The organism is Sphingosinicella sp. (assembly GCF_013911755.1).
Classification (GTDB): Bacteria; Pseudomonadota; Alphaproteobacteria; order Sphingomonadales; family Sphingomonadaceae; genus Sphingosinicella.
In genome coordinates, this window is sequence record NZ_JACESP010000027.1 from 1 (window position 1) to 25,806 (window position 25,806).

Here is a 25,806-nt window from a genome sequence, read left to right on the forward strand (position 1 = left end):
GTGGAGGCCCATGACGACGCTCGACCTGAAGCTGATGCCCCCGCCACCGCTCGGCGCACGCCCGGCACTGTGGATCGTGGGCGGCACCGCGCTTGTCATGCTGCTCGCTTCGGCGCGGTTTATCGCGCTTGGCGCTTGGCCGATCCTGCCGTTCGTGGTCGCTGACCTTGCGCTGCTCGTCTGGGCGTTTCGTGCCGCCGCGCGCGCCTCCCGCGCTTATGAGCGGCTGCGGCTCGATGCCTCGGGCCTCGTCTACAGCCGCGTCGCGGCTGACGGCAGCGCGCGCGAGTTCCGGCTGGAGCCGCTGTTCACCCGTGTCGAGTTGGAAACGTTGAGCCCGCCCGAAAACCGGCTCTGGCTCGGCGAGCGCGGACGCCGCCTGCTCGTCGGCCGCTTCCTCAGCCCGCGCGAGCGGCAAGAGGTCTATGCCATGCTGAAACGCGCGCTTCCGGGTCGGTAGCTAGCCGAGCCCGAGCACCGCGTTCATCGTGTAGCGCCCGGCGGGCTTCCCCGCGAGCCACAGCGCCGCGCGCACCGCGCCGCGTGCGAAGATCTCGCGCGATTCGGCGCGGTGGCCGAGTTCGATGCGCTCGCCGTCCGCCGCCAGGATCACCATGTGGTCGCCCGCCACCGATCCGCCGCGCAGCGCGGCGAAGCCGATCTCGCCGACCTTTCGCGCCGCGTCCGCGCCCGCCCGGCCCTTCACGGCGGCGGCGGAGAGCTTGACCCCGCGCCCGGCGGCGGCGGCCTCGCCCAGCATCAGCGCAGTGCCGGAGGGCGCGTCCACCTTGTGGCGGTGGTGCATTTCGGCGATCTCGATGTCCCAGTCGTCACCGAGGCGGCTCGCCGCCTCCTTCACCAGCGCGGCGAGCATGGTGACGCCAAGGCTGGTGTTTGCCGTCTGCAGCACGGCGATTGTCTTCGCCGCCTCGTCGATCAGCTTGTGGTGCTTGGGTGTCAGGCCCGTCGTGCCGATCACGATCGCGCAGGCGGCGTCGCACGCCGCGGTGAGGTTCTCCTCGAGCGCGTCCGGTATCGTGAAGTCGACGAGCACGTCAGCGCTGTGCGCGAGCGCCAGCGTGTTCGCGCAGATGACGAGGCTCGGCGCGATGCTGCGGCCCATCGCGGGGTGCCCCGGCTTCTCGGCGGCGCCCGCCAGCACGGCGTCTTTCGTGGCGAGCACCTGTTCGATGATGCTCTGCCCCATGCGTCCGCCCGCACCGAGGACGCCGATCCGTGCCGTGCCGCCGCGCTTCGCCATAACCCTTGAACCCCTTGAACGCTGATGCGAAGGCGTATCTCTGGCCAATCGGGGAGCGGTGCGCAAGATCATGCGGGCAGCGGGGTTTCAAAGCATCGTCGTGCTCACGGGCGCGGGCATTTCGGCGGAAAGCGGTGTTCCGACCTTCCGGGGGCCGGACGGCCTCTGGGAAGGCCACCGCGTGGAGGACGTCGCGACGCCGCAGGCGTTCCGGCGCGATCCGGCGCTGGTGCAGGCGTTCTATGACGCGCGCCGCGCCGCACTCGCCCGCGTCGTGCCGAATGCCGCGCACGATGCGCTCGCCCGGCTCGATGCCCGGTGGCCGGGCGATCTCCTGATCGTCACGCAGAACGTCGACGACCTCCACGAGCGCGCGGGCGCGAAACGCATGGTGCACATGCACGGCGAGCTCAAAAGCGCGCTCTGCCTTGCCTGCGGAGAGCGGCAGCCCGCGCCCGAAACCCTGTCGGACGGCCCGGCCTGTACCCACTGCGGCGCCCGCGCGCGACTGCGTCCCGATATCGTCTGGTTCGGCGAAATGCCCTACCACATGGACCGGATCGAGGCCGCGCTCGCCGCGTGCGACCTGTTCGTTTCGATCGGCACCTCGGGCGCGGTGTATCCGGCTGCAGGCTTCGTGCAGGGCGCCCGCCACGCCGGCGCGTATACGCTCGAAATCAATCTCGATCCGTCCGAAGGCACGCATTTCTTCGCTGAAGCCCGCCACGGCCGCGCGGGCGAACTCGTTCCCGCGTGGGTCAGGGAACTGCTAGAGCGCTGACTCCTCGATCCGGTGCATGGCCTCGTCGGACAGGCCGAAGTGATGCCCGACCTCGTGGACCAGCACGTGCGTCACGATATGCTCCAGGCTCTCCTCGCCCTCGGCCCACAGGTCGAGCATCGGGCGGCGATAGAGATAGACGGTGTCGGGCAGCGCCCCCGAGACATCCACGGAACGCCCCACCGCGTGGCCCTGATAGAGTCCGAGCAGATCGAACTCGCTTTCGAGCTGCATGTCGCGGCACACCTCCTCGTCGGGAAAGTCCTCGATGCGCAGCACCACGGCGCCGAGGTGCGCCTGAAACACCTCCGGGAGCCGCGCGATTGCGGCGCGCGCCAGCGTCTCGATGTCATCCAGCGACGGCGCGAAGGTTTGACGGACACTCATGACCCACGACATAGGAGGAAGCGCCCCGCCGCGCCAGCAGGAGGACAGCCATGGTGGAGAAACTTTCGGATGCCCAGCGCGCGGCGCTGCTCCCGGCCCTCCCCGCGTGGACGCTGGATACGGCGCGAGACGGCCTCGCCCGCAGCTTCCGCTTCAAGGATTTCTCCGAAGCGTTCGGCTTCATGAGCCGGGTGGCGCTCCTCGCCGAAAAGGCGGACCACCACCCGGAATGGTCGAACGTCTGGAACCGCGTCGATATCCTCCTCACCACGCACGACGCGGGAGGCCTCTCGATGCGCGACATCGAGATGGCAAAGGCGATCGACGCGCTCTAAGCCCCTACTTCGTCGCCGCGATAGCCTGTCCGCGCACCGGCTCGCCGTCACGCACGGGCCGCCCGTCCACCCGCATGTCGTGGAAGTTCGCCGGAAGTCCGTTTCCGGCGTCGGCGAAGGTCGCGCCCGTCTGCAGGTGGAAATGGATGTGCGGCTCCGATGTGCGGCCGCTGTTGCCGCACAGGCCGAGCGGCTGCCCGGCCTTCACCGTGTCTCCCGTCTTCACCTTCGTTGATCCGCGCTGCAGATGCGCGACAAGCGCGTGCTGCTCCGGCCCGACGCGGACGATCACGTGGTTCCCCGCCGCCGCCGTCGCGCTCATGTCGCCGATCGCCATGTCGGGCAGTCCGTCGACGACATCGCTGACGATCCCGTCCGCCACGGCAAGCACCGGCTCGCCCCAGCAGTAATAGGATGCGTGTTCGTTCGCCGGTCCGGAAAAGCTCTTGCTGTCCTTCACCACCACGAGATCGAACGCATAGGTCTGCGCGCGCGCAACCATGTGATAATTGCGGGCAAGGTTGCGCCCACCCCAATAGGTGAACCACGTTCCTTCGCGCGGCGTGCCAAACGGCGGGCGGACGGAGACACCCGCACCGGCGGGAAGCGCGGCCGGCGGCGGAGACGAAGGCTGCACGGTCGCCGCCACCACGGCGCCATTGTCGTCCCACACCACCGTGGTCATCGCGGCGGGCGCGCGCTCATGCGCGGCGAGGCGCTGGTAGAAGGTCAGGCCATTGATGGCCATTTCCACCTCATCGAACACCGTCGTCTGCTTGCCCATCTGCGCATTGATCGCGGCCGAGAACGCTGCCGGGCCGCCTCCCGCGTCGATCTTCGCTTTAAGGTCGGGCGCGGCCGCCGCGGCAAGCGCGCCGACGCTCTCGGGGGACGTCCAGTCGGAAACCGCGCGCCCGCGTTCGATAACGCTGTCGGGCGCCGCTGCGGCAGCCGCCACCACGGCTGCGATCGTGAAAATGTGCATCAACAAATCTCCTTCTGATTGCGGACTTTGCAGCTTCAGCCGCGTTCATGGTCTTCGAGTTCGTCCGCGATCCTCTGCGCGCCGCGCCGATTGATGCGGATGACCCACGCCATCGCGATCCCCGTCACCGCCGCCAGCGCGATCACGAGCACGCGGCCGCCCGGTGGAACCTTCAGGAATGCCCCCGCGTAGATCGTCACCATGCCGGGCACCATCGGCCCGATGTACCAGCGCGCGACGGAGGCGAGCGCATCGCGTTCGCGGCGCAGGCTGTCGCGATACGCCTCGATGCTCGGCCGCGCGCCGTCGATCGGCATTGCGCTGCCCGTGCGCCGGTGAAGTTGCCACGCCACGACCCCGCCGCCGATCCCCAGCAGGATCAGTCCCACCGTGCCGACCCCGAGTGCGCCCAGCCGCACGTCGAGGAGAACGAGACCCACGACGCCCACGATCATCAGCGCCGCGGTCAGATATTCGATCAGGTTGCGCCGCCCCACGCGGCGTTCGAGCGCGGCGTGCCGTCGGTGGATTTCGTCTGCGGGCAGCACGTGCGGCTGCACCGCCTGCGCCTTCCACAGCGCGCCCATTTCGCTCATGTCGTTCGTATCGGTCACGGCCGGTTTCCTCCCGCGAATTGCCGGGCGAGCAGTGCCTTGATGCGGTGAATGCGCGTGGTGACGGCGCCCGGCGTCAGCCCGGTGATCTCGGCGCAGGCGGCGGCGTCCAGACCCTCGAGATGCAGCAACATCACCTGCCGATCGATCGGCCGCAGCCGCCAGATCAGCGCGTAAAGTCGGTCGAGCGTCAGCGCGGCGTCGGCGCTGTCCTCCGGCCCGGCGCGGGTGTCGGCGACATCGACGGTGTCGAGATCGACGAACCCGGCGGGTTTCGCCCGCACCGCGCAGTGGACATGCCGCGCGCCGACATTGTGCGCGATGCGGTGCACCCATGTCGCAAGGCTGCACTGCTGCGCGAAACCGGCAAAACTCCGCCAGAGCTGAAGATGAATCTCCTGCTCCAGATCCTCGCGCAGCGCCGGATCCGCCTCATAGCCCGCCGAAAGCCGCGCGATCATCCCGCCGTGCGCCGCTACCGCGTCCGCATACAGCGCATCCTGCCGCACGCTCTGGCCTTCGGGGCCGCTCATTCCACGCTCCGCTTGCTGCTCCTGAAGGAAACAGTCGCAGGCGCGCGGTGTTTCTTACGAAGAAAATTCTCAGCCTTTCGCGCCGGTCCGGCGTCGTCTGCATCGGCTTGCCGGAACTGACTCTCGAAACGCCTACGTGACGCTGGCGTGGTGCACAGCGCTGTGTCCGCAAGATTTGCGCGGGTGCCACATCTCAGATGGTGCGGTGATATAACTGCTTGTCGCCGAGGCAGATGATTTGGCAGCGCCAGCCCGTTGGCTTAGGTTTTGACTGCCTAAGAGGCGGGAAGGCTGATCGCCCCCCAAGCTGAGTTTTTGATTGGTTGTGAAACCCCACAATACAAGAATTATTCTATAATACCAATTGCACTATTGGAAAAAAGAGCGAGACACATCTCTTTTGTCTACTCTTAATCCGCATATACTTTTCCGTTCTGTGAGAATGATTTCTAGATGATTTTTGTCTTTTGGAAAGTTATCGACCACATTTTTTATAAGACGGCACCAATGTAAATCGTCATCATTGGACTTTCCAATAAAGGGCGGGTTCATCAGTCCCGGAAAATTAACTGTCATAACAGATATAATAACATAATCACAAAATGAAATATTATCATTAGTGGGTAAGAGAATTTTTTTGTCTAAACTCCCAACGTAACCCAAAAGAACACGCTCTTTGTGGTAACTTTTAAACTGAGGAATAAAATATCTAACATAATCATCGTCGTCACCCGGCGGCAAAACAAAAAAAATCTCACTTTTCTTAAAGTGTATCAGAATTAAACCTATAGATTCCAATATTTCATATATTGTTATTTTATAATTATCCCTCCCGGCCATCGTTGCGATTTCCTCCAAATATATAAGCACCTTTTTCAATTTGCCCTATAGCTTGCAAAATTTGGCGGAGGTTTTCCATGCCCAAAATTTATCAATAGCTATATACCGTTTGCGACACCGCGTTGAGGGGCCGAGCTTGAAGTGTGATCGTCAGACTGAGTGGTGGCTGGAATTATTACAACTGGCCTCAAGACTTGGAATACTTACCACCGGAGGCCCCTCAAAAAAACGGGGGCGGCTTCCACCGCTGTCGCAATCTCGAGACCGATGAAGCCCTTGCCGTCCCCTACACAGGCACTCGAGAATTAAAGTGGTCGAAGCCGTGACGTAGTGCTTTGGCGCGGCGAGCGTCGTTGTTGCGCCAATGGCTTCCCGTGCCAGTTTTGACTCATTGGCCAACCGGGGGAATGAAGTCAGTCTCAAAGTGGCTGACGGCGCAGAGAGGTCATGGTCGGCCGCGCTGCGGGGCGGTATCCAGGTCGTGCTAGACTGCGGCCCTCAGCTTCTCCACCAGATCGGTCTTCTCCCATGGGAAGAAGTCGCCCTCGGCCTTCCGCCCGAAGTGCCCGTATGCGGCGGTGCGGCTGTAGATCGGCTTGTTGAGGCCCAAGTGCTCGCGGATGCCCTTGGGCGTCAGCCGCACGAGCTGCGGGATCACCGCTTCCAGTTTCGCCTCGTCCACCGTGCCCGTGCCGTGCAGATCCACATAGAGCGACAGCGGCTCTGCGACGCCGATCGCGTAGGACAGCTGGATCGTGCAGCGCTTGCCGAGGCCTGCCGCCACGATGTTCTTCGCAAGATAGCGCGCGATGTACGCCGCTGAGCGGTCGACCTTCGTCGGGTCTTTCCCGCTGAACGCGCCGCCGCCGTGCGGGCTTGCGCCGCCGTAGGTGTCCACGATGATCTTGCGTCCCGTCAGGCCCGCGTCGCCGTCCGGCCCGCCGATCTCGAAGCGGCCCGTGGGGTTCACGTGGATCGCCGTTTTCTCGGTCACGAAGCCGTCCGGCAGCACGTCCCGGAACACGCCCATCACATAGTCGTGCAGAATCTTGAACTTCTCCGGGTCGCCCTCGCCGCCGTGCCAGAAATAGCCCGGCGCGTGCTGCGTCGAAACGACGAGTGCGGTCGCTTCCACCGGCACGCCGCCCGCGTAGCGCAGCGTCACCTGGCTCTTGCTGTCCGGTTCCAGAAACGGCGCCGCGCCCGAATGGCGGTCCGCCGCCAGCCGCGCGAGGATCTTGTGGCTGTAGTCCAGCGTCGCGGGCATCAGGTCGGGCGTCTCGTCGGTCGCGTAGCCGAACATGATGCCCTGGTCGCCCGCGCCCTCGTCCTTGTTGCCCGCCTCGTCGACGCCCTGCGCGATGTGCGCGGATTGGCCGTGCAGATGGTTCTCGAAACGGAATTGCTCCCAGTGGAAGCCGTCCTGCGCGTATCCGATGCGCTTCACCGTCTCGCGGACGGTCGTCTCGATCTCGTCGAGCGCGCCCGGCACCCATGCGCCGTTTTCGTACACGCCCTTGCAGCGGATTTCGCCCGCCAGCACGACGAGCTGCGTCGTCGTCAACGTTTCGCAGGCGATGCGCGCTTCGGGGTCTTTCGACAGGAACAGATCGACGATCGCGTCTGAAATCTGGTCGGCGACCTTGTCGGGGTGGCCTTCCGAAACCGATTCGGACGTGAAGAGATAGTCGCTGCGCGCCATGCATCTTTCCTGAAACAGCTCTTGGACGGTCCCGCTCTAGCGCCGCTACGCGGCCCGCGCAAGCGGACATAAAGAATCGTTTATGTCTGCTGAGCGCGATTTCGCACATAGTCCAGCGCATCCGCGCGCGCCGCCTCGTCGGGCAGCGCCCTGAACGCGGCAATCAGCGCGCGGGTCTGGTCGTGTGATGTCGGCTCGACCTCATAGGCGCCCTGCGTCTCCGCGAGCAGCACCGGCGCTGGCGTTTCCAGCCCGTCGAAAAACCAGTCGATGCCCGTGCCGAGCCGCCCGGCGATCTCAAACAATTTGCTGGCGCTGATGCGGTTGCTGCCGTTTTCGTATTTCTGCACCTGCTGCGCGCTGATGCCGAGCCCCGCGCCGAGTTCGGCCTGCGTCACCCCGCGCGCCGTGCGGCTTTCGCGCAGGCGTTTGCCCACGTGAAGGTCGACGGGGTGGACGGTTTCGTTCGGCATGGCTCCGGGATCGGATGAAATACAACCATAGCGGGTGTATTTGCATCCGTTCCGGCGCGCAAGGCGTCAGCGTGTGCGGCCGAGCCTCCAGCCGAAAAGCACGAGCAGGGCCGCGAGCAGCAGCGGCAGCATGCGCCCCGCATGGCTGAACAGCGTCGGCGCGTTGGCCTGCGGCAACCGCGCATCGATCGTGCCCGCCTGCCCGCGCGGCATCGAAGCCGTCACGCGGCCGTTCGCGTCGATCACCGCGCTGATGCCCGTGGGCGTGGAGCGCGCCATCGGCAGGCCCTCCTCGATGCTGCGCAGGCGCGCCTGCGCCAGGTGCATTTCGGCGCCCGCGCCTGCGAACCAGGCGTCGTTGGACACGTTCAGCAGCCACGCCGGGCGGTATCCCGCCTCGGTCACGCGGCCGTCGAAGATCACTTCATAGCAGATCAGCGGGCCGACCGCCGGGAAGCCACTTGGCAGCGGCAGCGTGCGCGGCCCCGGTCCGGGCCAGAAGTCGAGCGCGCCGGGCGCAAGCCGGTCGAGCCCGATCGCGTTCAGCAGCGTGCGCGCGGGCAGGAACTCGCCGAACGGCACCAGCCGCTTCTTGTCGTAGCGCGCAAGGATGCCGCCTTCGCTGTCGAGCACGAACAGGCTGTTGCGCGCTGCGATCGCGGTGCCGTCGTCTTCGCGGATCGCCTTCAGCGCGCCGAGCAGCATCAGGTCGTTCGGCCCGAGGTGTGCGCCCAGCCGCCGCCGCATCGCAGGCATTTCGTCCAGCAGGTCGGGAATCGCCGCCTCGGGCCAGATCAGCAGGCGCGCCGCGCGCGTCGGCTTCGGCGATAACTGCAGATACTTCGCAGCGGCGCGCTCGACGCCGTCCTCGGACCATTTCTCATCTTGTCCGATGTCGGCCTGCACGATGTTGAGTCGTGCCGGGGTCAGCGGTGTCGGCGTCCGCAGCGGGAACAGCCCCGCAAGTGCCGCAGCGGCCGTCAGTCCAAGGATCGCGGCGCCCGCGCGCCATTGCCGTTCGAGGAGAAGATAGAGCCCGCCCGCTGCCAGCACGATCAGTGCCGAAAGCCCGAGCCCGCCGACAAATGCCGCGCCCTGCCCCAGCCCCGCCATCGGCAGCGCGACCGCGCCCAGCGGATTCCACGGAAAGCCGGAAAACAGAATGCCGCGCAGCGCCTCCGCGATCGTCCAGCAGCCCGCGAAGCTCAAGATCAGTGGGAGCCCGGTCAGCCGCCGTGTCGCCGCTGTCGTCATCGCCGGGAAAACCGCGAGATAGGCGGACAGCAGCACCACCCCGATCCATCCGGTCCACGCCGGCATGTCCTGCTGATACTGAAAGGCTTGCGCGATCCAGTGCGTCCCCAGCAGGAAGTGCCCGAACCCGAACACCCACCCCGCCTTCGCCGCTTGACGCACCGTCTGCGTCGCCGCGGTTTCCCGGATCAGCCAGGCGATTCCGATCAGCGTGAGCGGCCAGAGGTTCCACGGCGCAAAGCCGAGGCTGCTCGCGATTCCGGCAACGAACAGGAGGCCCGCCCGCCCCGCGGAATGTCTCACGCCCCGTTGACCGCGGCCGAAACCGCCGCCGGGGGATACGCGCGCACGCGCTCGATCTTGCGCTCGTCTCCGGCGGTCACCTCGAACGACCACCCGCCTGGATGCGCCACGATCTCGCCGATCGCGGGGATATGTCCGGCAAGCATGAATACCAGGCCGCCCACGGTATCGACGTCGCCGTCCGCCGCCTCCGACAGCGGCGCCCCCGTCGCCGTCTCCAGCGCCTCGATATCAACCCGCGCGTCCACTTCGAAGCCGCCGTTCGGCAGCGGCGTGATCGCTTCGGCCTCTTCCTCGTCGTGCTCGTCGGCGATGTCGCCGACGATCTCCTCGACCAGATCCTCGATCGTCACGAGCCCGTCGGTGCCGCCGTATTCATCCACGACGATCGCCATGTGCGTGCGCCCCTGCCGCATCCGCGCGAGCAGATCGAGCACGCGCATCGCGGGCGGCACGAACAGCACCGGGCGCAGCAGCGTTTCGGCATCGACCACGGCGCTGCGTCCCTCGCAGGCGATCACGGCGTAGACGTCCTTCACGTGAATCATGCCGATCACGTCGTCGAGTGATTCGCGAAACATCGGCAGCCGGCTGTGGCCCGCATCGACGAACGCAGCCACCAGGGTCTGGAAATTGTCCTCGACATCGCAGGCGATGATCTCGCCGCGCGGTACCATCACGTCGCCGACGCGGCGCTCCCCGAAATCGAGCAGATTCCGCAGCATCAGGCGTTCGGTTTCGGAAAGATCGTCGCCTTCGGGTGTGTCGCCGGCGTGATCTTCGAGGGCTTCCTCGATGCTTTCGCGCAGCGTCGCTTCGCCGCCACGGCCGAAGATCAGGCTCCGCAAGGCGCGGAGAAGGGGTCGGAACGGCTGGTCGCCGCTGCTACTCGGAGGTTCGTCGCTCATCGTTTCCCCGCCGTCATGCCTCGCCGGCGTAGGGGTTGGCAATCCCCAGCGATGCAAGCGCGCGGCGTTCCATTTCCTCCATCGCCTCGGCTTCGGCGTCCTGCTCGTGGTCGTAGCCTACGAGATGGAGCAGCCCATGGACGATGAGGTGCGTCGCATGATCGGCGATGCCGATACCGCGCTCGACGGCTTCGCGCGCCACGACGCCGTCGGCAAGCACGATGTCGCCGAGGAGCACTTCGCCGTCGTCGCTGTTGGCAAGGCTCTCCAGCAGGTCTGCCTGCACCATCGGAAACGACAGCACGTTGGTTGGCTTGTCCTTGCCGCGGTACTGCGCGTTCAGCGTCCGCACCTCGTCGTCATCCGTCAGTCGGATCGAGATTTCGCAGCAGAAGCTCGCATCGATAAGACCCGCATAGGGTGTTTCGGTGAGCGCTGCGCGACAGGCGGCTTCGGCAAGCGTCGTCCAGTCGGCGTCCGGCCACGCGCCGCCGGCAATGCCTGCGGCAACGTCAAGCATTGGGGCCTTCGTAAGCCTCCACGATCCGGCCGACGATCGGGTGGCGCACCACGTCGGCGGCGCCGAAGCGGACCACGGCGATGCCATCGATGCCTTCAAGGCGCTGCGTGGCGTCATTGATGCCCGAACGGCCAGGGTTCGGCAGGTCGATCTGTTTCGGATCGCCGCAGACGACCATGCGGCTGCCTTGCCCGAACCGGGTGAGGAACATCTTCATCTGCTCGGGCGTCGTGTTCTGCGCCTCGTCGAGGATCACGAAGGCGTTGGCGAGCGTGCGGCCGCGCATGAAAGCGATGGGCGCGATCTCGATCTCGCCGCTGGCGATGCGCCGCTCCACCTGCTCGGAAGGCAGCATGTCATAGAGCGCGTCGTAGAGCGGGCGGAGGTAGGGATCGACCTTCTCGCGCATGTCGCCGGGCAGGAAGCCAAGCCGTTCGCCCGCTTCCACCGCCGGGCGCGACAGGATCAGCCGGTCGACCGAACCCGCGATCAACTGGCTCACCGCTTGTGCCACCGCCACATAGGTCTTGCCGGTGCCCGCCGGACCAAGCGCAAAGATGATGTCCTGCCGCGCGAGCGCCTCCATATAGCGGAGCTGCGTCGGCGAACGCGGCACGATGGTCTTGCGGCGCGTGCGGATGATGATCGGCGAGCCGCCACCGTCCTCGGCGCGGACCAGACCCTCCAGAGACGGATCCTGCGACATTGCGAGCGCGCCTTCCACATCGCCGATATCGACGCCCTGCCCAAGCGCGAGACGGTTATAAAGCCCCGTCAGCACGTCGCGCGCCCGCGCCGCCGCGTGCGCATCGCCTTCGATCGAAAGCCGGTTGCCGCGCGCGGCGATATAGACGCCAAGGCGGTTCTCGATAGCGATCAGGTTCTGGTCGTACTGGCCGAACAGTGCGCCGAGCAGTTCGGCGCGGTCGAAATCCAGTTCGAGTCGGACACGATCGTTGGCGGCGGGCGGGGAGAGCGGAGCGGATTTTTTTGCCATCGTCAGGCAGCTTCGGCGAATGCGATGCGTCCTGCAAGACTGTTCGCGAAGGCGCCCTCGATCTCCACCGTCACAATGTCTCCGATGTGTGTGCCGTCTGCATCGACATAGACGGATTGCAGCCACGGCGACTTGCCGATCAGCTGCCCGTCGCGCTTGCCGGGGCGTTCCAGCAGGATGGGCATGGTGCGGCCGAGCGCGGCGCGGTTGAACGCGAGCTGCTGTTCCTGCACCAGCGCCTGCAGGCGGTGCAGCCGGTCCGATTTCACGTCCTCGTCGATCTGCCCGCCCATCTCCGCCGCGGGCGTGCCCGGGCGCGCCGAATATTTGAACGAATAGGCCTGCGCGTAGTTCGCCGCGCGGATGATCGCGAGCGTTTCCTCGAACTCGGCCTCGGTCTCGCCGGGGAAGCCGACGATGAAATCGCCCGAGATCGCCATGTCCGCCCGCGCGGCGCGCAGCTTCTCGATGATGGCGAGATAGGTCTCGGCCGTGTGCGAGCGGTTCATCGCCTTCAGCACGCGGTTGGAGCCGGACTGCACGGGGAGGTGCAGATAAGGCATCAGCTTCGGCGTGGCCGCGTGCGCGTCGATCAGCGCATCCGTCATGTCGGCGGGATGGCTCGTCGTGTAGCGGATACGCGCAATCTCATCGATGGCTGCGACCTCGGCGATCAGTGCCGCGAAATCAGTTCCGCCGTGGCGGTAGGCGTTGACGTTCTGGCCAAGCAGCACGATCTCGCGCGCGCCCTCTCCGGCGAGACGCCGTGCTTCCTCAAGAATGGCGGCAGCCGGCCGCGAAACCTCGGCGCCGCGCGTATAGGGCACGACGCAATAGGTGCAGAACTTGTCGCAGCCTTCCTGGATCGTCAGGAACGAGGACGGCGCGGCCTTGCGGCGCTTGCCGAGTGCCTCGAACTTCTCGAGCGTCGGCAGGTCGGTCTCGACGGGCCGCTCCTTCGCCCGCGCGATCAGATCCGGCAGCCGGTGATAGGCCTGCGGCCCAACGACGACATCGACCGAAGGCGCGCGGCGCACGATCTCGGCGCCTTCGGCCTGCGCCACGCAGCCGGCGACGGCCACGATCGGCTTCGGTCCGTCGCGGTGTTTCAGGCGACCGATCTCGGAATAAACCTTCTCGCTCGCGCGTTCGCGGATATGGCAGGTGTTGAGCACGACGATGTCGGCATCCTCGGCCGACGCGGCGGGCGTGTGGCCTTCCGCTTCCAGCAGTTCCGCCATGCGCTCGCTGTCGTAGACGTTCATCTGGCAGCCGAACGTCTTCACGAAATAGGAACGGGGATCAGGCACGTGGGCTTCGGATATCAGTTGGCCGGCTTCGTCTTGATCGGGCGCCCGTAGAGCTCCAGCCGATGATCGACGAGTTCGAAGCCGAGGCGTTCGGCAATGAGGCGCTGCAATTCTTCGAGCGCATTGTCATGAAACTCGATGACGGCGCCGGTCTCCACATCGATCAGGTGATCGTGATGCTCTTCGGGCGTCGGTTCATAGCGCGAGCGGCCGTCACGGAAGTCGTGTCGTTCAAGGATGCCCGCCTCCTCGAAGAGGCGCACGGTACGATAGACGGTCGCGATGGAAATGCCGGAATCGATCGCCGATGCCCGGCGGTACAGCTCCTCGACATCGGGGTGGTCGTCCGCATCGGACAGCACCCGCGCGATCACGCGCCGCTGCTCGGTGATGCGGAGGCCGCGCTCGGCGCAAATGGCTTCGATGTCGATCTTTGTCATTGCTGGAGTTTAGGCGCGGAAACAGGGACGGACAAGTCCGTCCCTGTTCCTTCAATGCCGTTGAACGCGGCCGCTCGCGCTACTTGCGCTTGCCGGCGCGCTTCGTGCCGAGGCCGATCTTTTTGGCGAGCGCCTGGCGCTGCAGCGCGTAGTTGGGGGCGACCATCGGATAGTCGGCGGGAAGGTTCCACTTCGCGCGATAGTCGTCCGGAGTCATGTTATAGTGGGTCATCAGATGGCGCTTCAGCATTTTCAGCTTCTTGCCGTCTTCAAGGCAGATGATGAAGTCCGGTTTGATCGACGCGCGGACAGAAACCGCAGGTTCCTGCTTCGGCTTCACGGGTTCCACCACCCCGCCAAGCTTCGCCAGTGTCGAATAGATATTTTCAATCAGGTTCGGCAGGTCCGAAACCGCCACCGTATTGTTTGCCACGTGCGACGATACGATGTCCGCCGTAAGTGCAAGAAGTTCCTGATGATTATCGCTATGTTCGCTCATAGTAGCTGTTGGACCCCGACCGTTTTGTTGTTGGTGCCCGGATTTATGTAGCGTTCGGATGAATTTCGCAAGAATTAACGCGAATTTTTACGGCAAGGAATATCTAGAGTGTCACTGCCATGGTCATTGCGTCATAGCGCAAATGATTCTCACCCACATAATAATCTTTTCTCTGTCCGACACAGATAAATCCGTGGCGTTCATAAAGCCCGCGCGCTGCGCTGTTGCCGGTGCGGACTTCCAGGAACATGCGTCGGACGTGCGCGCGTTTTGCAAGATCAATGGATCTTCTCAGCAATTCTGTCCCGATACCCTGCCCGCTGCGCAAGGGGTCAACCGCGATCAACAGAAGTTCGCAATCCTCGGCGGCAAGGCGCGTCAGCGCGAAACCGGCGGGCGCGCCGTCCGCAATTGCCATTTCGGCGCGCGTGCCGGACATCGCGAGCGTGCCAAGGAGCTGGCTGCCGTTCCATCCCTCGCCGTAGCGCGGATCGAACGCGCGCGACATCAGCGCCGCGAGCGCGGGCACGTCGTCAATCGTCACGGCCCGGTAGTGCCTCATGCGGGCAGCTTCGCGTCGGGCGCACGCACGTAAAGCGGCGTTGGCGGCAGGCTGCGGAGCGTGGCCGGAAGCAGCCGCACGTCGCGTGCGTCGGGCGGCGTCTCGGAGAGGATCATCGCTGCACTGCCGGCTGCTCGCAGCAACGGTGCGCCCGTCCCCGCAAGCGCCCCTTCATATGCCGTGGCCGCGGCGGCGATCGGCAGCGCGGCGGCGGGCGCCGCCGGTTGGAGATCCCGATCGAAGCTTTGCACGAACACTTCGCCGCGCCCCGCGTCCATCACGACGGTGAGCGGCGCGGCATCGTGTGCAGCGAGCATGCTTGCAGCGACCAGCGTCGTCGATGAATAGCCATGAACCGGCACGTTCCACACGAGCCCGAAACCCCGCGCCGCGGCAATGCCGACCCGAAGCCCGGTGAAGCTGCCCGGCCCCACGTCAACGGCGATGGCGCGGGGGCGCCCGCCCGCCTCGGCAAGCACGGCCTCGACAAGCGGGACGAGCCGCTCGGCATGGCCGCGGCCGATGATCTCGTGCCGCGCTGCAACGATGGTGGTCCCGTCGATCAGCGCGACCGAACAGGCGGCGGTGCCGGTTTCGATCGCAAGCAGCATCAGACGATGGACGCGGCCTCTTCGAACGACAGACGCGGACTGCGCGCGAACAGGTCCTTGTCGGTGCCATAGCCGACGGAGCAGATGAAATTCGTCTCGATATCGGTGCCCGCGAAAAAGGCGGCATCGACCTTGGCCTTGTCGAAGCCGGACATCGGACCGCAGTTGAGCCCGATCGCACGCGCCGCGATGATGAAATACGCGCCTTGCAAAGATGAATTGCGGAACGCGGTTTCGCGGATGAGCGCGTCGTCGCCCGTGAACCAGCTGCGCGCGTCCGTATGCGGGAACAGCTTGGGCAGCTGGTCGTAGAATTTCATGTCCATGCCGATGATGGCCGTGACGGGCGCCTGCAGGATTTTCGGGCCGTTGGCGCCAGAAGCACAGGCGGCGAGCTTTTCGCGTGCCTCCTGGCTTTTCGCGAACACGATTCGCGCGGGCGAGGCGTTCGCCGATGTGGGGCCCATGCGCATCAGGTCATAGATGGCGCGCAGCTGCACGTCGCTGACCGCGCGGTCGGACCAGTCGTTGTGGGTCCTCGCGCTGCGGAAGATAAGGTCGAGGTCGCGATCGCTCAGCAGATGATCGGTCATGGGGACTCCCTGTTTTCTTGCCGCACCCGTCAAACGGCGCGGACGTCCGTCACTTCGGGCACATAGTATTTCAGAAGGTTTTCGATGCCGTTCTTGAGCGTTGCCGTGGAAGACGGGCAGCCCGAGCAGGCGCCCTGCATCTGCAGGTAGACGACGCCTTCGCGGAAGCCCTTGAAGATGATGTCGCCGCCGTCGTTCGCGACCGCGGGGCGGATGCGCGTTTCCAGCAGGTCCTTGATCTGCGCTACGATGTCCGCGGTTTCGGGATCGTCCTCGATTTCGGTTTCAGCGGCGACGGTTTCGTTCAGGAGCGGCGCGCCGCTCGCGAAATGATCGACGATGATGCCGAGCACCTGCGGTTTCAGCTCGCGCCAATCGCTGCCGCCCTCGGCGCGGGTCACCGAGATGAAGTCGCTGCCCAGGAACACGCCGGTCACGTCGCCAAGCGTGAAGAGCGCGCTTGCAAGCGGCGATGCTTCTGCAGCCTCGGGCGAACCGAAATCGATGGTTCCTGACGGCATAACCGGTTGGCCCGGGAGGAACTTCACGGTCGCGGGGTTGGGTGTGGCCTGGGTTTCGATGAACATGGTGGGCGTCCTTGGGGTGGGAGTCCTTGGGAAAGTGTCCTGTCCTGATGCCCACCCCATGTGGCGTGCCTTGGCCGCCGGATCAAGCCAGACGGTCGATCGCGTCGGGATCGAGCCCGCCCGGAACGATCACCACCACGCACGGAAGGTTGCCTGCGCGTTCGCCCGAGAAGTGGCTGACGAGCGGCCCCGGCGCGCCTTTCGCGGCGGCGCCCAGGATCAGCGCGTGAACATTGTTCTCGGTCAGCATCTGGCTGACTTCGTCCACGGCCTTGCCCTCGCGGATCAGGAGCGCCGGACGTTGCCCCGAAATCGCCATCACCTCGTCGGCCTTGCGGCTCAGCAGTGCTTCGGCGGCTTCCTGCGCCTCGGCCGCGATCATGTCCTGAAGCCCGCCGGAAAGCAGGAACTCGGGTTTGGGAACGACATGTGCGAGCACAATGCTGCCGCCGGTCATTTTCGCGCGCAGGGCGGCATAGCGCATGGCGAGCGCCGATTCGTCGGTGTCGTCGACGACGACGAGGTAGTTCGGCATCGTCATCGCGCAAGACCCGCCGCAAGCGTGCGCAGCGATTCGCGCGCGCGCATCAGGAAATAGCCCTGCTCGACGAGATCCTGCCTGCCGGCGGCGAAGGTCGGGCGTTTTCCGGCAACGGCATCCAGCGCCTCCGTCGTTTCGGCCCACGTCGCGGCAAGCTGGCGCTGGCCGATCGTCGTGCCGAAATCCTCCCGAAGGCCGCGCATCAGCATGGCGGCGGCATAGGCGGCACCGCGCACCTCGTTGAACTGCGCATCGGCGCTGCCGACACGGCTGTCGTCGATCATGCGGTCGACCGCGCCCGCCTCTTCCCCGAGCGCGGTGCTGAGACCAAGCAGCGCAAGCCGGAGGGCACGCGCATCGCCTTCGCTCGGTGCTTCGCTTTCGGCAACCGCGCGGTTGTAGCGCGCAAGCGCGTCGACCGCGTCGCGGTAGCGGCTTTCCGCGGAACCGCCGACGAAGGGAAAGTCGCCGTGCAGCCAGCCGCGATCCGGCGGGGTCTTCAAAGCGTCGGCGGCCTCGCTGAGTTCAGGATCACCGCCGACACCCTGGTCGAAGCTGGTGACGAACGCGCTGATCGCCGATTGCTGCCCGCGCTGGAAGGCGGGCATGTCTTCAAGCAGGCCCGTGGGGCGCAGCAGGCTGTCGTTCGGCGTCCAGCCCTTGCCCAGCGCCTGATCGATCAGCATCGCGGCCGTCGCGACGGCAACGCTCCCGCCGGGCGGCAACACCGTCGTGCCCGGGCGCACCGTCAGATCGGCTTTCGTGTCCGAAAGCAGGCTGCCGATGACGCCCCAATACAGGATCGCGGCAAAAAACGCGCCGAGGATCAGAAGCATCCAGCGCGGCATCGCCGCGATTCGTCCGATGACGCTGGTGCCGCCCTTGTCGATGCTGGCGGCCGTGACGGGATTCACCGTCTGGCGGCGGAAGATGTCAAATATACCCACGCGCCATTCTTAGAGCATCGCGCGCAAAAGTGGGAACCGGTTTTGGTCATCATGCGGATATGGTCGGGCAACCCCCGCCATATCCGCGTATTTCAGTAGCCGCTTTTCTTCTGGTCGATCTTCACGCGCACAGTCTGCCCGGAATTGCCCGGGAAGCCCGAGAACATGGCCTCGACGAGATTGGGCACCAGCTTGGTGAGGTCGGACGAGCGCGTCGTTGCCTCTGCGCGGCCCTCGAACACCGGCGCGCCATTCTTGCGCACGATGTCCATGTCCAGGAACGAGCGGTAGACGGTGTAGCTGTAAACCTCGGTGCCGCCGCCGAAGCCCGGGCCCCAGAAGGGATCGTAGAACGAGCCCCAGTAATAGGGGTGATAGCGGTAGCGGCTGTAATAGGGCCAGCCCCAGCCGCCCCAGCCGTAGCCCGCACCGAAGCCGGTGTAGCGGGTGTCGAGCTTCTCGCGGCCGTCGTTCACGCCGTAGTCGAGCTTGACGACGAGCGTCGCCGCTTCAGGCGAGGCCGCGCGCTGATAGCCCTGCTGCGTGAGCTTGTTCTCGACGTAGGACGCATATTGCGCGAACTCGAGCCCGCCCGAACGTGCCGGATCGCGCGCCTCGATCGTGAAGCTTTCGCCCGACGGCGCCGGAAGGCGCTGGAAACGGGAAACATCGGCAGTGAAGGGTGTCGTGCAGGCGGCAACCAGCGCCAGCAGCCCCAGCGACAACAGGATCTTCGGCAGTTTCATGCTCATCACCTACGGGCTTTCTCGTTCGCACCCACGCTATCTCTATATAGTGCATGTGCGCGGCTGAACGATCCCTGAATTATCAAAGCCCTCAGCCGAGGAAGCCGACGGTCCGTTTCACCTCCGCGAGCACGGGTGCCGCGATCGCATCCGCGCGCGCCGCGCCCTTCGCGAGCACGGCGTCGAGATGGCCCGGATCGGCGCAAAGCTCGCGGAAACGCGCGGCGATCGGCGCCAGCACGCTCACCGTGAGATCGGCGAGTGCGGGCTTGAACGCGCCGAAGCCCTTGCCTTCGAATTCCGTGAGAACGGCCTGCGCACTCGTACCGGCGAGCGCCGCGTAGATCGAAACGAGGTTCCGCGCTTCGGGCCGCGACTCAAGGCCAGCCATATCGCCGGGCAGCGGCTCGGGGTCCGTTTTCGCCTTCTTGATCTTCTGCGCGATCGCGTCGGCGTCGTCCGCCAGGTTGATGCGGCTCATGTCCGAAGGGTCGGACTTCGACATTTTCGCGGTGCCGTCGCGCAGCGACATCACGCGCGTCGCCGGGCCCTGGATCACGGGCTCGGGGAGCGGGAACAGCTGAACGCCGTAGTCGGTGTTGAACTTCTGCGCGATGTCGCGGGACAGTTCGAGGTGCTGCTTCTGGTCCTCGCCCACCGGCACATGCGTCGCCTTGTAGCCGAGGATGTCGGCCGCCTGCAGCACGGGGTAGCCGAACAGGCCGACGGAGGCGCCTTCCTTGTCCTTGCCCGATTTTTCCTTGAACTGCGTCATGCGCTGCATCCAGCCCATGCGCGCGGTGCACATCAGGATCCAGCAGAGCTCGGCGTGCATGTGCACCTGGCTCTGGTTGAAGAGTACGGCGCGGTCGGGATCGATGCCGCTCGCGAGCAGCGCGGCGGCCATCTCGTGGATGCCCCGGCGCAGCGCTTCGGGTTCTTGCCACAGCGTGATCGCGTGCAGGTCCACGATGCAATAGACGCATTCGTGCTCGTGCTGCATGTCCACCCAGTTGCGGATGGCGCCCAGGTAATTGCCCAGGTGCAGGTTGCCTGTCGGCTGGATGCCGGAAAAGACGCGGGGTGCGAAAGTCTGTGTCATAGCGCGCCGCCGTTAGGCCCCGCTTGGGCCACAGGTCAAGCGCCGTTGCCGCGCCTCAGCTTTGCGAGGTGTTCGTGGTGGAAGCCGCCGATCGCCCAAAGCGTCCCGAAATAGAGACCCGCTCCGCTCGCCACGACGGCGGCGAGTGCCCCCGCGCGCGCCAGCGCTCCGCCCGTGAAGGCGTCGCCGAGCGCGTTCGTCACCCACCAAAGCCCGCCGGCCATCACGAGCGCCGCCAGAAGCTGCTTGCCGACGCGCAGCATCACCGCGCCGGTCAGCGTGAAATGCCCGCGCCGGTGCAGGATCGTGTAGAGCATCGCGCAGTTGAACCAGCTGGAAACGGCGGTTGCGGCGGCGAGTCCCACGATGCCGAAGCGGTCGATGACGACGAGGATCACCGCGACGTTGAAGCTGAGCGCCGCCGCCGCGGTTTTCACGGGTGTTTTCGTGTCGCCGCGTGCGAAGAAGCCGGGCGTCAGCACCTTGATGAGCACATAGGCGGGTAGCCCCGCCACAAGCGCGACGAGCACGCCCGAGGTGACGGAAACGTGCTCCGCCGTGAACCGCCCGCCGAGGAATATGGCCTCCACGATCGGGCGCGCCGCGACGATGAGCGCGACGGCAGCAGGAAGCGTCAGCAGCATTGAAAGCTCGACCGCCGTGCCCTGCAGCTTCTGCGCGCCGTCTGCGTCCTCGCGCGCGATGAGGCGGCTGAGCGCGGGCAGGATGGCGGTGCCGAGCGCGATGCCGACGACGCCGAGCGGCAGCTGGTTCAGCCGGTCGGCATAGTTCAGGAAGCTCATCGCGCCTTCGTCGAGCCGTGTCGCGAAAAACGTGTCGATAAGCTGCGAGAGCTGGTAGATGCCCGCGCCGAACGTCGCGGGCACGATGATGCGGCCGAGTTCCTTCACCTTGGGATCGAATCGCGGCCAGCGCAGCCGCAGTGTCAGCCCCGCGCGGCGCACCGCCCAGAGAAGCCAAACGAACTGCACCACGCCCGCCACCGTCACCGAAACCGCCAGCGCCCGCGCCGTTTCCGCGCTGTCGCCGGTGGTGCTGCCAAAGAGCAGCACGCCGCCGATCAGGCAGATGTTGAGCAGAATGGGTGCCGCGGCCGCCGCGGCGAACTTCGACATCGAATTGAGCACACCCGAGAGCAGCGACACGAGGCTGATCAGCAGCAGGTAGGGAAAGGCGATTCGCGTCAGCTCGACCGTCAGCTCGAACTTGCCGGGCACGTCCTTGTAGGCGCTCGCCATCAGCCAGACGACGCCGGGCATGAAGATCTCGAACAGCGCCGTGAACAGCAGCAGGATCGGCAGGAACACCGAAAGCACATTTGCCGAGAATCGCTCGGCGGCGCTGATGCCGCCAGGTCCGTGCAGCTCCTTGCTGAACATCGGCACATAGGCTGCGCTGAACGCGCCCTCCGCGAACAGGCGGCGGAAGATGTTGGGCAGCTTGAACGCCACGAAGAAGGCATCCGCGCCCGCACCCGCACCGAGCAGGCGCGAAAGCAGCATGTCGCGTGCGAACCCGAACACGCGGCTGACGAGGGTCAGCCCACCGATGACGCCGACGCTCTTGACGAGCGACATGGGCGCGGCCCCCGGCCTGGCCTCAGGCGTGCCCGATCTCGCCGGACTGTCCGGCGTCCGCCTGCTGCTGGCGGGCGAAATAAAGCTGCGCGAAGTCGATCGGGTCGAGCATCAGCGGCGGGAAGCCGCCATCGCGCGTCGCGTCCGCGAAAATGCGGCGCGCGAACGGGAACAGCTGGCGCGGCGCCTCGACGACGAGGAACAGCTCGAGGTGCTCTTCCGGCACGTTCTGCAGGCCGAAGAGGCCGCCGTAGAGCAGCTCGGTGATGAACGCGGTCTTGCCGGTTTCGAACGTGGCGTTCGCGGAAAGCTTCAGTTCGACCTCATAGACGTTCTCGCCCTGCTGGCGTACGCCGACGTTCACGTTGATCTCGATCTTCGGCTGGCCCGCGCCCTGCTGCAGCGACCCCGGGGCGCCGGGATTTTCGAACGACAGGTCTTTCACATACTGCGCCAGGATGCTCACCTGCGGCAGGGCTTCCGCCGCGGCTTCGCCGCCGTTGCCGTTGATGTAGCCTTCGTCGCCCGTTTCGTTCTCGGCCATGATGCAGGTCTCAATTCTGTTGGACAGGAATACGGCGCGCTCGCTAGCAGGCACATGGAACCGGCGCAAGGCAGCGCTGTTCCTTGTATGCGGCCTGGAATAGCCTATCTTAACCGAAAACAGGTTAAGCTGCGTGGACTGTGCGGCGCGGCGCTGTTAAGCAAACGCGTTTGGAAGGGCGCTTGAAGGTAGAATCATGGGCGACAGCAGCGGACTGATCGAGATCGTCGTTCTGGCGATGCTCGCGGGGTTCATCGCCCTTCGGCTCGTCAGCGTGCTTGGCCGCCGCACCGGGCATGAAGAGCCCGCGGGCGAAGTCGTGCGCCGCAGTCCGGCGGAACAGCAGACGCCGCCGCGCGCCGGCAGCTACGATCTGCCGCCCGCCGCGCCGCTCGATCTTCCTGCCGACATGTCGCCGGCGATCAAGGAATCGTTGAACGCGATCGCCGCCGCCGACCCGACGTTCGATCCGGCGCGTTTCGCCGAAGGGGCGAAGGCGGCGTACCGGATGGTGCTCGAAGCCTTCTGGAAGGGCGATACCGACGCGCTCCGCGATCTCGTCTCCGATGATATCGCCGATCAGTTCGCCGCAGCGATCAAGGCACGTGAAGACGAAGGTCTCATCCTCGAAAACCGGCTCGTGTCGCTTGAAAAGGTCGAAATCGTCGCAGCGCAGCTTCGCGGTGCGATGGCCGAGGTGACGCTGCGCTTCGATGCCGATCTCGTCGCCGTCACGCGGGACAAGGCCGGAAACGTCGTCAGCGGCTCGCTCTCGGATGCCGTGCAGTCACACGACGTCTGGACGTTCAGCCGCCACACCGGCGCTGCAGACCCGAACTGGCTGCTCATTGACACCGACGAAGACGCCTGATTCCGGCGTCCTTTCGGCGAATGCGGATTCCAGACGCGGCCGAAATCCGCTAGCCCTGCGCCTCGTCAAGAGCATCGGGCGGGAAAGTGGGAACCGGTTTTCCGCCAGAAACGGTGCGACAACAAAGAGATAGAGCAAGCACTGTGATTCCGAAATCACGCTGTTTGCCCTAGGTTTGCTGGAGTTCCGCGTGCGTCATCGCTTTTTCCCTGTCCTGCTGCTGCTCGCGATCGCCGCGTGCGCCTCGCCGCGTTCCGTCACCACGCCTGCCGGGCCCGCGTCGCCGGGTACTGAACCCGCGCCGACCGCGCCTTCCGTCCCCGCCGGGCCGGCGACAGCCGCCGCGCTCGGCGCCGCGCCGGCCACCTTCGCGGACATTCCGGGCTGGGAAACCAACGATTTCGCGGCCACGCTCGCCGCCTTCCGCAAATCCTGCCGTGCCGTCACGCGCCGCACCGACGTCAGCGGCCTCACCATCGCGGCGGACTGGGAGACGGCGTGCAACCTCGTGCCGGTGGCCACCGACCCGCGCGCGTTCTTCGAACTGAATTTCACGCCCGTGCGCGTCGGCACCGGCGCGGCGTTCGTCACGGGCTATTACGAGCCGGAAATCGCAGGGTCGCGCACGCGCGGTCCCGGCTATCTGGTGCCGATTTATGGGCTTCCGGACGATCTGGTGCGCGTCGATCAGCCCGACCCGGCGAATCCCGGCCAGATGAAGAAAGCCACCGGCCGCATCGACGAAACCGGCGCCTACCAGCTCTACTGGACGCGCGAGGATATCGACAACGGCGCGCTCCTCGATCGCAACCTCGAGATCGCGTGGGCGGCGGACGAGGTCGAGTTCTTCTTCCTCCAGATCCAGGGTTCAGGCCGCCTGCGCCTGCCCGACGGCAGCGTCATGCGCATCGGCTATGCGGGGCAGAACGGCCGCGAATATGTCGGCATCGGGCGGCGGCTGAGGGAGATGAACGTGCTCGCGCCCGGCGAGGCTTCGATGCAGGGCATCATGCGCTGGCTACGCGCAAACCCCGAGGATGGCCGCAAGATCATGCACGAAAACAAGAGCTACATCTTTTTCAAGGAACTCACCGGCGAAGGCCCGCTCGGTGCGATGGGCGCGCCCGTCACGCCCGAGCGCAGCCTCGCCGCCGATCCGATGTTCGTGCCGCTGGGCGCGCCCGTGTGGCTTTCCACGCGCTACACCGATGTCGATCGCGGCGTGAAGCCGTTCGCGGCGCTGATGGTCGCGCAGGATACCGGCGGCGCCATCAAGGGTGCGAACCGCTTCGATCTGTTCTGGGGCGCGGGCGACCGTGCGCGCACCATCGCGGGCGGGCTTTCCAGCGAGGGCGCCGCCTTCATCCTGCTGCCGAAAGCGGCGGCGGCGCGGCTTCTCCGTGGCCCGGCGGCCTGAACCGCCGTCGGAGGCCGAAGCCGCACTCTGGGCGAAGGTCACGGCCTCCGTCCGCCCGCTGAAAGCGCGCGCCGCGCCGCCGCCCGAAACACCGCGTCCGCGCGTGAACGTCCGTCCGCAACCGGTCGAGGCGCCCGCCATTTCCCGTGAGCGCGCCGCTGCCGCGCCGGAGGACGCCTCGCTCGACGGCGGCTGGGATCGCCGCATTCGCAAAGGCAGCATCGAGGCCGAGCGCACCGTCGATCTCCACGGCCACACGCAGGACGAGGCGTACAATGCGCTCTCGGGCGCGCTCGAACGCGCGTGGCGCGACGATGTGCGTACGCTCCTCGTCATCACCGGCAAGATTCGTCCTGCGGGAGAGGACGGGCGCCCGCGCGGTGTCATTGCCGCCAATTTTTCCCGCTGGGCCGCGACCCCGGCGCTCAGGCCCTTCATCGCCGCCATCCGCCCCGCGCACCCGCGTCATGGCGGTGGCGGTGCGTGGTATGTCATCCTGCGGCGCAAGCGGTAGCTGTACCGTCACCTCCCCCGGTGGCATGATCGGAAACAGGACTCAGGGGAGAATACCGATGAAATCGAAGACGTTCCTGCTGCTTGCCGCCGCGCTGCTCATGCCCGCATTGCCCGTGGAGGCCGCGCCTGCCGCCATCGCTGCCGCCGTTGCCGCGAAGGATCGCCCGGCCGACGAGGTGAAGCTCGACGAGAGCCGAAAGCCCGCCGAAGTCCTGAAGTTCCTTGGTCTCGAACGCGGCGACCGCGCGTTCGATTTTATGGCCGGGAGCGGGTACTACAGCGAGATCATGGCGCGCGCCGTCGGCCCGAAGGGCGCCGTCATTGCGTGGAACCCGCCCGGCATCGCCGCGAACGATCAGGCGAAGGCGGCATGGGCGGGCATCCGTACCCGCTTGAAAAACGCTTCGGCATTCGCGGTGCCGCTGCCGAACCTTGCGCTCGCGCCCGCAAGCTTCGATTTCGCGTTGCTGCATCTCGTCTATCACGACACCTATTGGGAAAGCGCGGAATACGGCTTCGTGCGCGTCGAGCCTGCGGACGTTCTCGCGAAGCTCTACGGCGCGATGAAGCCGGGCGGCATCGTCGGGGTGATCGACCATGTCGGGCCTGCAGGCGGCGATACGCGCGCCGAGGTCGACAAGACGCACCGTATCGATCCCGCAGTGATCCGCGCCGATTTCGAGCGTGCCGGTTTCGCCTTCGAAGGTGAATCGGATGTGCTCCGCGTCTCGGGAGACGATCTCGCCAAGTCGGTGTTCGATCCCGTCGTGCGCGGCAAGACCGACCGTGTCGTCTACAAGTTCGTGAAGCCGGACGGCGCCATGGCCTGCGATGTGGAGAAGGCGCAAAGCTTCATCGGCCAGCCCGCCGACGATGCAACCGTCGCGAAGATGAAACAGTCCACCGGCGCCCGCACCGCGCGTGTCGTGCCGCCGAACGGCGCGGTGACGATGGACTTCCGGCCCGACCGGCTGACCATCGCCACCGACGAAGGTGGAAAGATCACCCGCGTTTCGTGCGGGTGATCGA

32 protein-coding genes are annotated in these 25,806 nt (G+C 65.8%); 7 read left to right on the forward strand and 25 right to left on the reverse strand.

Annotated features, from left to right (window positions below):
* On the forward strand, positions 1-460 hold a 460-nt coding region (locus H2052_RS15575; RefSeq protein WP_293783665.1), incomplete at its 5' end, for a DUF2244 domain-containing protein.
* Here the strand turns inward: H2052_RS15575 and dapB are convergent.
* On the reverse strand, positions 461-1,261 hold the full coding sequence (gene dapB / locus H2052_RS15580) for a 4-hydroxy-tetrahydrodipicolinate reductase (protein WP_293783668.1): 801 nt from the start codon (positions 1,259-1,261) through the stop codon (positions 461-463). It lies immediately after the preceding gene.
* Positions 1,262-1,331: 70 nt separating this feature from the next.
* Here dapB and H2052_RS15585 point away from each other — a divergent pair, with 70 nt between their 5' ends.
* The gene (locus tag H2052_RS15585; RefSeq protein ID WP_293783802.1) at positions 1,332-2,042 is read left to right on the forward strand and encodes an NAD-dependent deacylase; all 711 of its coding nucleotides are present in this window, start codon (positions 1,332-1,334) and stop codon (positions 2,040-2,042) included.
* On the opposite strand, the gene H2052_RS15590 is transcribed toward H2052_RS15585, so the two are convergent.
* On the reverse strand, positions 2,031-2,429 hold the full coding sequence (locus H2052_RS15590) for a metallopeptidase family protein (protein WP_293783671.1): 399 nt from the start codon (positions 2,427-2,429) through the stop codon (positions 2,031-2,033). The two genes, H2052_RS15585 and H2052_RS15590, sit on opposite strands and share 12 nt — an antisense overlap.
* A 50-nt stretch (positions 2,430-2,479) precedes the next feature.
* Here H2052_RS15590 and H2052_RS15595 point away from each other — a divergent pair, with 50 nt between their 5' ends.
* Positions 2,480-2,764, forward strand: coding sequence for a 4a-hydroxytetrahydrobiopterin dehydratase (locus H2052_RS15595; RefSeq protein ID WP_293783674.1), 285 nt, complete (start codon positions 2,480-2,482; stop codon positions 2,762-2,764).
* A gap of 4 nt (positions 2,765-2,768) precedes the next feature.
* Here H2052_RS15595 and H2052_RS15600 read toward each other — a convergent pair whose 3' ends face one another.
* From H2052_RS15600 to secB, 23 genes are all read right to left on the reverse strand, one after another.
* Entirely contained in the window at positions 2,769-3,749 is a 981-nt protein-coding gene (locus H2052_RS15600) for a M23 family metallopeptidase (protein ID WP_293783677.1), read from the reverse strand.
* A 35-nt stretch (positions 3,750-3,784) separates the two neighbouring features.
* A complete protein-coding gene (locus H2052_RS15605; RefSeq protein WP_293783679.1) occupies positions 3,785-4,363 on the reverse strand; it encodes a hypothetical protein in 579 nt (192 codons plus the stop codon).
* On the reverse strand, positions 4,360-4,896 hold the full coding sequence (locus H2052_RS15610; protein ID WP_293783681.1) for a sigma-70 family RNA polymerase sigma factor: 537 nt from the start codon (positions 4,894-4,896) through the stop codon (positions 4,360-4,362). The genes H2052_RS15605 and H2052_RS15610 overlap by 4 nt, the downstream gene beginning before the upstream one ends.
* 369 nt (positions 4,897-5,265) lie before the next feature.
* Positions 5,266-5,736: a hypothetical protein gene (locus H2052_RS15615; protein WP_293783684.1), complete on the reverse strand. Its 471-nt coding sequence runs from the start codon at positions 5,734-5,736 to the stop codon at positions 5,266-5,268.
* Positions 5,737-6,220: 484 nt separating this feature from the next.
* Positions 6,221-7,438 carry a methionine adenosyltransferase gene (gene metK, locus H2052_RS15620; protein WP_293783687.1) on the reverse strand — a complete coding sequence of 406 codons (1,218 nt, stop codon included), beginning with the start codon at positions 7,436-7,438 and terminating at the stop codon, positions 6,221-6,223.
* An 80-nt stretch (positions 7,439-7,518) separates the two neighbouring features.
* Complete coding sequence (locus H2052_RS15625; protein ID WP_293783689.1) at positions 7,519-7,911, reverse strand: helix-turn-helix transcriptional regulator; 393 nt, start codon at positions 7,909-7,911, stop codon at positions 7,519-7,521.
* Positions 7,912-7,977: 66 nt separating this feature from the next.
* A complete protein-coding gene (lnt, locus tag H2052_RS15630; RefSeq protein WP_293783692.1) occupies positions 7,978-9,468 on the reverse strand; it encodes an apolipoprotein N-acyltransferase in 1,491 nt (496 codons plus the stop codon).
* The gene (locus H2052_RS15635; protein WP_293783695.1) at positions 9,465-10,376 is read right to left on the reverse strand and encodes a hemolysin family protein; all 912 of its coding nucleotides are present in this window, start codon (positions 10,374-10,376) and stop codon (positions 9,465-9,467) included. The genes lnt and H2052_RS15635 overlap by 4 nt, the downstream gene beginning before the upstream one ends.
* 13 nt (positions 10,377-10,389) lie before the next feature.
* A complete protein-coding gene (gene ybeY, locus H2052_RS15640) occupies positions 10,390-10,896 on the reverse strand; it encodes an rRNA maturation RNase YbeY (RefSeq protein WP_293783698.1) in 507 nt (168 codons plus the stop codon).
* A complete protein-coding gene (locus H2052_RS15645; RefSeq protein WP_293783701.1) occupies positions 10,889-11,893 on the reverse strand; it encodes a PhoH family protein in 1,005 nt (334 codons plus the stop codon). The genes ybeY and H2052_RS15645 overlap by 8 nt, the downstream gene beginning before the upstream one ends.
* A 2-nt stretch (positions 11,894-11,895) precedes the next feature.
* A complete protein-coding gene (miaB, locus tag H2052_RS15650; protein WP_293783704.1) occupies positions 11,896-13,203 on the reverse strand; it encodes a tRNA (N6-isopentenyl adenosine(37)-C2)-methylthiotransferase MiaB in 1,308 nt (435 codons plus the stop codon).
* 14 nt (positions 13,204-13,217) lie between these two features.
* Positions 13,218-13,643: a Fur family transcriptional regulator gene (locus tag H2052_RS15655; RefSeq protein ID WP_293783707.1), complete on the reverse strand. Its 426-nt coding sequence runs from the start codon at positions 13,641-13,643 to the stop codon at positions 13,218-13,220.
* A 79-nt stretch (positions 13,644-13,722) separates the two neighbouring features.
* Positions 13,723-14,142 carry a MucR family transcriptional regulator gene (locus H2052_RS15660; protein WP_293783710.1) on the reverse strand — a complete coding sequence of 140 codons (420 nt, stop codon included), beginning with the start codon at positions 14,140-14,142 and terminating at the stop codon, positions 13,723-13,725.
* Between the two features lie 103 nt (positions 14,143-14,245).
* Entirely contained in the window at positions 14,246-14,704 is a 459-nt protein-coding gene (locus tag H2052_RS15665) for a GNAT family N-acetyltransferase (RefSeq protein WP_293783713.1), read from the reverse strand.
* On the reverse strand, positions 14,701-15,315 hold the full coding sequence (gene tsaB / locus H2052_RS15670) for a tRNA (adenosine(37)-N6)-threonylcarbamoyltransferase complex dimerization subunit type 1 TsaB (RefSeq protein ID WP_293783716.1): 615 nt from the start codon (positions 15,313-15,315) through the stop codon (positions 14,701-14,703). The genes H2052_RS15665 and tsaB overlap by 4 nt, the downstream gene beginning before the upstream one ends.
* Complete coding sequence (locus tag H2052_RS15675; RefSeq protein WP_293783719.1) at positions 15,315-15,908, reverse strand: malonic semialdehyde reductase; 594 nt, start codon at positions 15,906-15,908, stop codon at positions 15,315-15,317. Before H2052_RS15675 ends, tsaB begins: the two co-directional genes overlap by 1 nt.
* 29 nt (positions 15,909-15,937) lie before the next feature.
* The gene (locus tag H2052_RS15680) at positions 15,938-16,495 is read right to left on the reverse strand and encodes a NifU family protein (RefSeq protein WP_293783722.1); all 558 of its coding nucleotides are present in this window, start codon (positions 16,493-16,495) and stop codon (positions 15,938-15,940) included.
* Positions 16,496-16,577: 82 nt separating this feature from the next.
* Positions 16,578-17,036, reverse strand: coding sequence for a universal stress protein (locus H2052_RS15685; RefSeq protein WP_293783725.1), 459 nt, complete (start codon positions 17,034-17,036; stop codon positions 16,578-16,580).
* Positions 17,033-17,983 (reverse strand): hypothetical protein, encoded by a 951-nt coding sequence (locus H2052_RS15690; RefSeq protein ID WP_293783728.1) that lies wholly within the window; start codon positions 17,981-17,983, stop codon positions 17,033-17,035. The genes H2052_RS15685 and H2052_RS15690 overlap by 4 nt, the downstream gene beginning before the upstream one ends.
* Positions 17,984-18,075: 92 nt before the next feature.
* Positions 18,076-18,729: a DUF4136 domain-containing protein gene (locus tag H2052_RS15695; RefSeq protein ID WP_293783731.1), complete on the reverse strand. Its 654-nt coding sequence runs from the start codon at positions 18,727-18,729 to the stop codon at positions 18,076-18,078.
* A 91-nt stretch (positions 18,730-18,820) separates the two neighbouring features.
* On the reverse strand, positions 18,821-19,831 hold the full coding sequence (gene trpS, locus H2052_RS15700) for a tryptophan--tRNA ligase (RefSeq protein WP_293783734.1): 1,011 nt from the start codon (positions 19,829-19,831) through the stop codon (positions 18,821-18,823).
* 35 nt (positions 19,832-19,866) lie between these two features.
* Positions 19,867-21,429 (reverse strand): murein biosynthesis integral membrane protein MurJ, encoded by a 1,563-nt coding sequence (gene murJ / locus H2052_RS15705; RefSeq protein WP_293783737.1) that lies wholly within the window; start codon positions 21,427-21,429, stop codon positions 19,867-19,869.
* Between the two features lie 22 nt (positions 21,430-21,451).
* Positions 21,452-21,973: a protein-export chaperone SecB gene (gene secB, locus H2052_RS15710; RefSeq protein WP_293783740.1), complete on the reverse strand. Its 522-nt coding sequence runs from the start codon at positions 21,971-21,973 to the stop codon at positions 21,452-21,454.
* Positions 21,974-22,187: 214 nt separating this feature from the next.
* Here secB and H2052_RS15715 point away from each other — a divergent pair, with 214 nt between their 5' ends.
* The 4 genes from H2052_RS15715 to H2052_RS15730 all read left to right on the forward strand — a co-directional run bounded on the left by H2052_RS15715 (position 22,188) and on the right by H2052_RS15730 (position 25,802).
* The gene (locus H2052_RS15715; RefSeq protein ID WP_293783805.1) at positions 22,188-22,844 is read left to right on the forward strand and encodes a Tim44/TimA family putative adaptor protein; all 657 of its coding nucleotides are present in this window, start codon (positions 22,188-22,190) and stop codon (positions 22,842-22,844) included.
* A 190-nt stretch (positions 22,845-23,034) separates the two neighbouring features.
* Positions 23,035-24,261 carry an MltA domain-containing protein gene (locus H2052_RS15720; protein WP_293783743.1) on the forward strand — a complete coding sequence of 409 codons (1,227 nt, stop codon included), beginning with the start codon at positions 23,035-23,037 and terminating at the stop codon, positions 24,259-24,261.
* Positions 24,245-24,775 (forward strand): Smr/MutS family protein, encoded by a 531-nt coding sequence (locus H2052_RS15725; protein ID WP_293783745.1) that lies wholly within the window; start codon positions 24,245-24,247, stop codon positions 24,773-24,775. The genes H2052_RS15720 and H2052_RS15725 overlap by 17 nt, the downstream gene beginning before the upstream one ends.
* A gap of 58 nt (positions 24,776-24,833) precedes the next feature.
* Positions 24,834-25,802, forward strand: a complete 969-nt coding sequence (locus H2052_RS15730) for an I78 family peptidase inhibitor (RefSeq protein WP_293783747.1) — start codon at positions 24,834-24,836, stop codon at positions 25,800-25,802.
* The last annotated feature ends 4 nt before the right edge of the window (positions 25,803-25,806 follow it).

Coding starts and splice junctions, on each gene's coding strand:
- dapB (WP_293783668.1), bottom strand. CDS start 1,261: ATGGCGAAGCGCGGCGGCACGGCACGGATCGGCGTCCTCGGTGCGGGC.
- H2052_RS15585 (WP_293783802.1), top strand. CDS start 1,332: ATGCGGGCAGCGGGGTTTCAAAGCATCGTCGTGCTCACGGGCGCGGGC.
- H2052_RS15590 (WP_293783671.1), bottom strand. CDS start 2,429: ATGAGTGTCCGTCAAACCTTCGCGCCGTCGCTGGATGACATCGAGACG.
- H2052_RS15595 (WP_293783674.1), top strand. CDS start 2,480: ATGGTGGAGAAACTTTCGGATGCCCAGCGCGCGGCGCTGCTCCCGGCC.
- H2052_RS15600 (WP_293783677.1), bottom strand. CDS start 3,749: ATGCACATTTTCACGATCGCAGCCGTGGTGGCGGCTGCCGCAGCGGCG.
- H2052_RS15610 (WP_293783681.1), bottom strand. CDS start 4,896: ATGAGCGGCCCCGAAGGCCAGAGCGTGCGGCAGGATGCGCTGTATGCG.
- H2052_RS15615 (WP_293783684.1), bottom strand. CDS start 5,736: ATGGCCGGGAGGGATAATTATAAAATAACAATATATGAAATATTGGAA.
- metK (WP_293783687.1), bottom strand. CDS start 7,438: ATGGCGCGCAGCGACTATCTCTTCACGTCCGAATCGGTTTCGGAAGGC.
- H2052_RS15625 (WP_293783689.1), bottom strand. CDS start 7,911: ATGCCGAACGAAACCGTCCACCCCGTCGACCTTCACGTGGGCAAACGC.
- H2052_RS15635 (WP_293783695.1), bottom strand. CDS start 10,376: ATGAGCGACGAACCTCCGAGTAGCAGCGGCGACCAGCCGTTCCGACCC.
- ybeY (WP_293783698.1), bottom strand. CDS start 10,896: ATGCTTGACGTTGCCGCAGGCATTGCCGGCGGCGCGTGGCCGGACGCC.
- H2052_RS15645 (WP_293783701.1), bottom strand. CDS start 11,893: ATGGCAAAAAAATCCGCTCCGCTCTCCCCGCCCGCCGCCAACGATCGT.
- H2052_RS15655 (WP_293783707.1), bottom strand. CDS start 13,643: ATGACAAAGATCGACATCGAAGCCATTTGCGCCGAGCGCGGCCTCCGC.
- H2052_RS15660 (WP_293783710.1), bottom strand. CDS start 14,142: ATGAGCGAACATAGCGATAATCATCAGGAACTTCTTGCACTTACGGCG.
- H2052_RS15665 (WP_293783713.1), bottom strand. CDS start 14,704: ATGAGGCACTACCGGGCCGTGACGATTGACGACGTGCCCGCGCTCGCG.
- tsaB (WP_293783716.1), bottom strand. CDS start 15,315: ATGCTGCTTGCGATCGAAACCGGCACCGCCGCCTGTTCGGTCGCGCTG.
- H2052_RS15675 (WP_293783719.1), bottom strand. CDS start 15,908: ATGACCGATCATCTGCTGAGCGATCGCGACCTCGACCTTATCTTCCGC.
- H2052_RS15680 (WP_293783722.1), bottom strand. CDS start 16,495: ATGTTCATCGAAACCCAGGCCACACCCAACCCCGCGACCGTGAAGTTC.
- H2052_RS15685 (WP_293783725.1), bottom strand. CDS start 17,036: ATGACGATGCCGAACTACCTCGTCGTCGTCGACGACACCGACGAATCG.
- H2052_RS15695 (WP_293783731.1), bottom strand. CDS start 18,729: ATGAAACTGCCGAAGATCCTGTTGTCGCTGGGGCTGCTGGCGCTGGTT.
- trpS (WP_293783734.1), bottom strand. CDS start 19,831: ATGACACAGACTTTCGCACCCCGCGTCTTTTCCGGCATCCAGCCGACA.
- murJ (WP_293783737.1), bottom strand. CDS start 21,429: ATGTCGCTCGTCAAGAGCGTCGGCGTCATCGGTGGGCTGACCCTCGTC.
- secB (WP_293783740.1), bottom strand. CDS start 21,973: ATGGCCGAGAACGAAACGGGCGACGAAGGCTACATCAACGGCAACGGC.
- H2052_RS15730 (WP_293783747.1), top strand. CDS start 24,834: ATGAAATCGAAGACGTTCCTGCTGCTTGCCGCCGCGCTGCTCATGCCC.